Annotated in this window: 5 protein-coding genes; 3 read left to right on the forward strand and 2 right to left on the reverse strand. The window is 77.1% G+C overall.

The features are described from left to right. Nucleotides 1–20 precede the first annotated feature (20 nt). Nucleotides 21–185 carry a transposase gene (locus K1J50_RS19685; protein ID WP_220119217.1) on the reverse strand — a complete coding sequence of 55 codons (165 nt, stop codon included), beginning with the start codon at nucleotides 183–185 and terminating at the stop codon, nucleotides 21–23. A gap of 627 nt (nucleotides 186–812) precedes the next feature. On the opposite strand from K1J50_RS19685, the gene K1J50_RS18480 reads away from it, so the two are divergent. From K1J50_RS18480 to K1J50_RS18490, 3 genes are all read left to right on the forward strand, one after another. After that, nucleotides 813–1,850 carry an SH3 domain-containing protein gene (locus K1J50_RS18480; RefSeq protein ID WP_220119218.1) on the forward strand — a complete coding sequence of 346 codons (1,038 nt, stop codon included), beginning with the start codon at nucleotides 813–815 and terminating at the stop codon, nucleotides 1,848–1,850. 1,471 nt (nucleotides 1,851–3,321) lie between these two features. Continuing rightward, complete coding sequence (locus K1J50_RS18485; protein WP_220119219.1) at nucleotides 3,322–4,083, forward strand: SDR family NAD(P)-dependent oxidoreductase; 762 nt, start codon at nucleotides 3,322–3,324, stop codon at nucleotides 4,081–4,083. Further along, nucleotides 4,080–4,820, forward strand: coding sequence for an SDR family NAD(P)-dependent oxidoreductase (locus K1J50_RS18490; RefSeq protein WP_369413651.1), 741 nt, complete (start codon nucleotides 4,080–4,082; stop codon nucleotides 4,818–4,820). Before K1J50_RS18485 ends, K1J50_RS18490 begins: the two co-directional genes overlap by 4 nt. Nucleotides 4,821–4,935: 115 nt before the next feature. Here K1J50_RS18490 and rsfS read toward each other — a convergent pair. Continuing rightward, nucleotides 4,936–5,500 (reverse strand): ribosome silencing factor (gene rsfS, locus K1J50_RS18495; RefSeq protein ID WP_369413652.1); only part of this gene is annotated, 565 nt, incomplete at its 5' end.

The raw sequence follows: 5,500 nt of genomic DNA on the forward strand, positions 1-5,500 counted from the left end.
AAGACGGTGGCGTATGGCCCCTATTCCGGCGGCAGGGCACGCCAGCGGCAGCCTTCGCGGAAACGGTGCACGATGCCGCCGATCCCCCGCCGGTCGTCCACGCGCCGCGGCCCGGTGTGGACCATCGGCAGATGCGGCTCGCTCGCCGCCCACGGCACGTCGCTCAGCCAGAACAGGCGCGACACGGTCCATCCCCCCGCCGTTGGGCAGGGCGAATCACCGCACCGTTCCCACGGCAATTGGGCGCAGACCCTGGGGCGGAGCGCGGGCGACTGTTCTTCTGGGGGCGCGCGAATCGGCCCGATCGGCGGCAGGCCGCAGCGGCTGCCGCGCGCCCGAGGAAGGGGGGCGGCACCGATCGGGCCGCGGTGTTGCCGCTCGCTCCTGGCTCGGGCCTCGGAAGGCCGCCGGACGCGGGGCGGGACATCGGCGCTCCGGGCCGGCCTTGGCGCGGGGGAGGAAATGGGGCCGGTGGGCCGGCCAAATCGGGGCGCGGGTGGTGGCATGCTCAAACCGCATGGCCGACTGTCCGATTTGCGGAATCACGCATGCCGGAGTGGCTACTATTATAAACACGGTCCGGCTGACTTCGTCGGACAGGGTCGTTCAGGGCAGTGCCCGAATACGGCGAGGCCTTGAACCCCTTCGTCTCCCAGACGTGAAGCCTCCCTGTTGACTCGGCCGCTAACCCATCGGGTTAGCGGCCTTCTCTTTTCGCACGCAGGCCGCCCGCGGCGCACCGGCAGGGCACGGGCCGCGCCCTCCCCTTGTCGCCGCCCCGCCCCCATATCGCGCAGTGAGGCGGCCCACGGATGGGCCGCATTGCCTTTCCTCTACGCGGCGCAGGAACGGCACGTCGCAACGGACAGCATCGCAGCGGCAAGTGGACACGCATGGGCAGGGAACGCGCCTGGCTTCTCGGGGCGGGGTTGCTGCTGGCGTTCGGGGCCGCGGGGGCCGTCGTTGCCTTCCTCCTGCCCGGCGCGCCGGGCCGGCCCGGCCCGAAAGAGGCGGCGCAACGCCAGCCCGACCGCGCCGTATCCGCGGCGGCGGCCGCACCAGAAGCGGAGGAGGCCGTTGCCGCCTTCGCGCTCGCGGCTGTCCGGGCCCGCCTCGCGCCGACGACCGGCGACAGGCCGCGCCTGTTCGAGCTCCGTGTCCGTCGGTTCGGTGCCCGAGACGAGGTCGCCGTCTGCGGCTTCGTCCTCGGACGGGATGGCGCCACGGCCGAACCCTTCGTGGCGCGGGTTCTCCTCCCCGTCGCCGCCGCGACGGCCGCGCTTTCTCCGTTCGTGGCTGCCGGCGACGCCGGGAACGACATGGGGTCCGGCGGGGGACGGCTGCGCACCCGCATGCCCCTGGTGGTCCTCGAGGAGGGGCCCGGCCTGTCGCGTGGCGGCTTGGCCCGGCATCGCTACTGCCGCGAGGTGCCCACGCCGCAGACCCGCCTCCCCGCCGCGCCCGCGCCACCGATCGGTGGATCGGGCGTGGCCGCTTCTGCCGCAGCGGAGGTGGCCGACCGGACCGGTCCGGCCGGGAAAGTTGCCCCGCTCTTTCCCGGGCGGCGGGGCGAGGACGTGGCCGGGCAGGGGCCGGGGGCCTGGGACGGCGGCGGTAGCCCCGGCCCCGCCGGGAACGAGGCGGGCCGCCTTCCCGGGGACACCGCGGAGACGGTGGTGCTGCGGATGCCGGCGAACCTCCGCTCCGGCCCCGGCGGCGACTACCCCGTGATCGCGACCGCCCCACGCGGCACGGCCTTTGTCGCGCTCGGCCGCGCCGCGGGGGGATGGGTGCGGGTCAGCGGGGATGGCGGGTTCGAGGGCTGGGTCCATGCCAGCCTGCTGGAGTAGGCCCCCCGCGGCGGCCGCGACAGGCCCGCGCGCCGCCCCTGTCGCGCCGGCGGATGGGTTGTTCGCCGACCCTGACGAGGGCGGCGGGAGCCGGCCCGCGGTCGCCTTTCCAGTCGCGACGGCGAAGCGCAACGCCGGCGATCCGTGGCACTACGGCACCGACCTGCCGACGGGCCTCGTCCTCGGCCGGCCTCCGCGGCGCATCGACGGACTGATGCGGCGGCGTTGGGCCACCGCCGACGCACGCTGGCCGTCACGCGCGACCGCACGCGCCTTCCGTGCCGCTCGCGTACCGTCGGCGAATCGTGCCGGCACGGGTCGCGACCCACCGCCCGCCCGGCTTCTCTCGCACCGGCGGACCGTCGAACCGCGCCGTTGCTGCGGTCCGTCGGCGTCCGCACCGCATCGAGGCCGGCTGCTGCGCCCCCGGCGCGGGTGGGGCGGCGGCGGTCGCGGCGTTGCCGTAGCGCCGCGCCATCCCCGCGCCGTCTTCGCCACGCCGAGCGCGACGGTGGTCCTCGGCCGTGGGAGACGCGCCGGCACGCTCGGCCGGGTTGCGCCGTCCGCAATCGCTTCGCTCCTGCGGTTTCCGGCCGGCCCGAGTCCGGCGCCTGCGGCCCGGCGTCATGCATCCCGTCCCAGGCGCCGGCCAGCCGGCCGTCCTCGCGATCGCGGCCCTCCGTCTCCTCCCGAGTGGGCATCGTCGGCGGGTCGGGCCGGCGGCCGTCTGGTGTCGGCGATCCGGGCGAGGTCGCGCGGGTTCGCATCGCGCTCCGCCGCGGTGTCTCCGCAAAGGCCGTCGATCGCCGCCAGCGCCTGGGCGATCGTTTCCTCCCCTGTGTGCCCCGCCTGGCCGCGCTTTTGAGCGCGCATCCCGGCGAGCGGCGCCGCGGCGGAGCTCCAACCGGGTGCATGGCGCGCAGGGCCCGCCGTCGAGCGGCGCGAGCCGCGGTGTCCCGGCGCACCGCGGCGCTCTGCCTAGCTCCGTGCCCCATGCCGGCGTCAGCGCCTCGCGGTCCGCCCGCATCCAGCCCTCGGCGCGGTAGCGCCGCCCGGCCAGCGCGCCCTCCACCGCCACCCGGCCGGCGCCCAGGGCGCGGCCGTGCGCATGCCCAGCAGGAAAGCGGGCAGGTCCCCGATGTCGGCGAGGAAGGCGAACACCTCTTCGGCCTCGTGCGCGATCTCGATCGCGCCGCTCCGGGGCAGGGGCGCGGCAGTCCTCGCTGGGCGCTCGGACGTCGCGCCTCGGTGTTGTTCGTCCATCGCCCCGCGCAGCTCCACCCTCGCCGGATGGGCCGACCCTCCGGGGCCCCGGGAGCCTTCGAACGCCCCCGCCGGGTCGCGTTCGGCGCCCTTCCGCGAGCGCGCCTCCTCACGCGACCGTGTCGCGCGCCGCCGTGTTGCCCCCCGCCGCCGGCGGCGCAAAGCTGGCGGCCGTGGAACGGCTGACGGGAGCAAGGCGACGGCGCGCATGGCGGAAGAGCAGGACCGCGAGGCGGTGCCGCGGATCGCGGGCCTGGCGGGCAAGCGTGCCCTCCTCACCGGTCATCGCGGCGGCATCGGACGTGCCGTCGCGGCGGTGCTGGAGGCCTCGGGCGCGCGCGTCGCCGGGCTCGACCTGCCGGAGGTGGACCTCGCCGACCTCGCCGCCATCCCGGCGGCGGTGGCGCGCGCCGTGGCCGCGCTCGGCGGCGGGCTCGAGATCGTGGTGAACAACGCCGGCGCCACGGTCCTCGGCTCGCTGCTCGACACGCCGCTTGCCGAGGCGGAACGCGTCTTCCGCATCAACGTGCTCGCCCCCTTCGCCGTGCTGCAGGCGGCGCTGCCGGCGATGCTCGCGGGCGGGCGCGGCGGCGCGGTGGTCAACATCGCCTCCGACCAGGCGCTGATCGGCAAGCCGGTCTCCGCCGCCTACGGCGCGAGCAAGGCGGCGCTGGCGCAGCTCACGAAGTCGGCCGCCCTCGACTTCGCGCGGCACGGCATCCGCTTCAACTGCGTCGCCCCCGGCAGCACCGACACGCCGATGCTGCGGCGGGTGATCGCCGAGCTCGCCGCGCGCTATCCGGACCGCTACGCCGCCGGCAGCGAGGCGGCCTACGCCGCCGCCGTTCCCCTCGGCCGCTTCGCGCGGCCGGCGGAGATCGCGGCGGTGGTCGCCTTCCTCGCCTCGGACCATGCGAGCTTCGTCACCGGCGTCGTCATGCCGGTGGACGGCGGGACCACCGCGGCGTGAGCGCCGGCGCGGGCGGCATGGCGGGGCGGCTCGCCGTCGTCACCGGCGGCACGCGCGGCATCGGCCGCGCCTGCGCCGCGCGCCTCGCCCGCGCCGGCTACGCGGTGATCGCCGCGGCGCGGCACGAGCCGCGCGACGCGCTGCCGCCCGGTGTCGCCTTCGCCGCGCTCGACGTGACCGACCCGGCGGCGGTGCGCCGGCTGTTCGAGGATCTCGCCGCCCGCTTCGGCGCGGTGCACGTCCTGGTCGCCGCCGCCGGCGTCGCCGGCGCCGATCCGGCGGAGGAGGAGCGGGCGGAGGCGCACTGGCGCGCGGTGCTCGGCACCAACCTGGACGGCGCCTGGCGCTGCGCCCTGGCGGCGGCGCGGCGGATGCCGGACGGGGAAGGGCGCATCGTCACCATCGCCTCGGTGCTGGGCCTGCGCGCGGTCGCGGACCAGGTCGCCTATACCGCGGCCAAGCACGGCGTCCTCGGCTTCACCCGCGCGCTCGCGCTGCGGCTCGCGCCGCGGCGGATCACGGTGAACGCGCTCTGTCCCGGCTGGGTGGCGACCGGGATGGCGGCGGCGCGCTGGCGCGAGCTCGGCATGGACGCCGCCGCGGCGGCGGCCGCGACGCCGACCGGGCGCATCACCACGGCGGAGGAGGTCGCGGCGGCGCTCGCCTGGCTCGTCTCGCCGGAGGCCGGCAACGTCACCGGCCAGGCGATCGCGCTCGACGGCGGCGCTTCGCTGTGACCCCCGCAGGCGGGCGAGCCTTCTGCCGCCCGCGCGGGCGGCGTTCGGCCGCCGGCTCCGCGACGCCGCACCCGCGCCGCGGCGGGCGGGAGCGCCGGGCGGCCCGGACTACAGCCTACAGACCGGCGGAGCCGTCGTCGCCGTGCCGCGCCGCGCCCGCCGGGGGCGGGGTCGCCTCGGCTTCCGGGCTGCCCGGGCCCCACATCTTCTCCAGCGCGTAGTGCGCCCGCGTCTCCGGCCGGAAGAGGTGGATCACGAGGTCGCCGGCGTCGATCAGCACCCAGTCGGGCGAGGACTGGATGCGGTCGCGCGTCAGTCGCAGCCCGGCCTTCTCCAGCGCCTCCTCGAGGTGTTGCGCCATGGCCCGCAATTGCCGGTCGGACAGGCCGGTGGCGATGATCAGCCGGTCCGCGTAGTCGGCACGGCCGGTCACGTCGAGCACGACGACGTTCTCGGCCTTGTCGTCCTCGAGGCTCTGCCGTGCCGCCGCCACCAGCCGGTCGAGCAGCGCCGGGGCGACCTTCGGGGTCCGCGCCTTCGGCGGGCGGGCGGGGCGCGGCGGGAGCGCCGGGGTGGCAGGCACCCGCTCGCCGGCCGCGGTCCGCGCCGGGCGCCGCAGCCGCGCCGGGGCCTTTTCCGGCCGCGCCTTGACGGAACGTCTCGCGCGGCCGGCCCCGGCA

Origin of the sequence: Caldovatus aquaticus (genome assembly GCF_019458025.1) — a bacterium.
Lineage (GTDB): Bacteria > Pseudomonadota > Alphaproteobacteria > Acetobacterales > Acetobacteraceae > Caldovatus > Caldovatus aquaticus.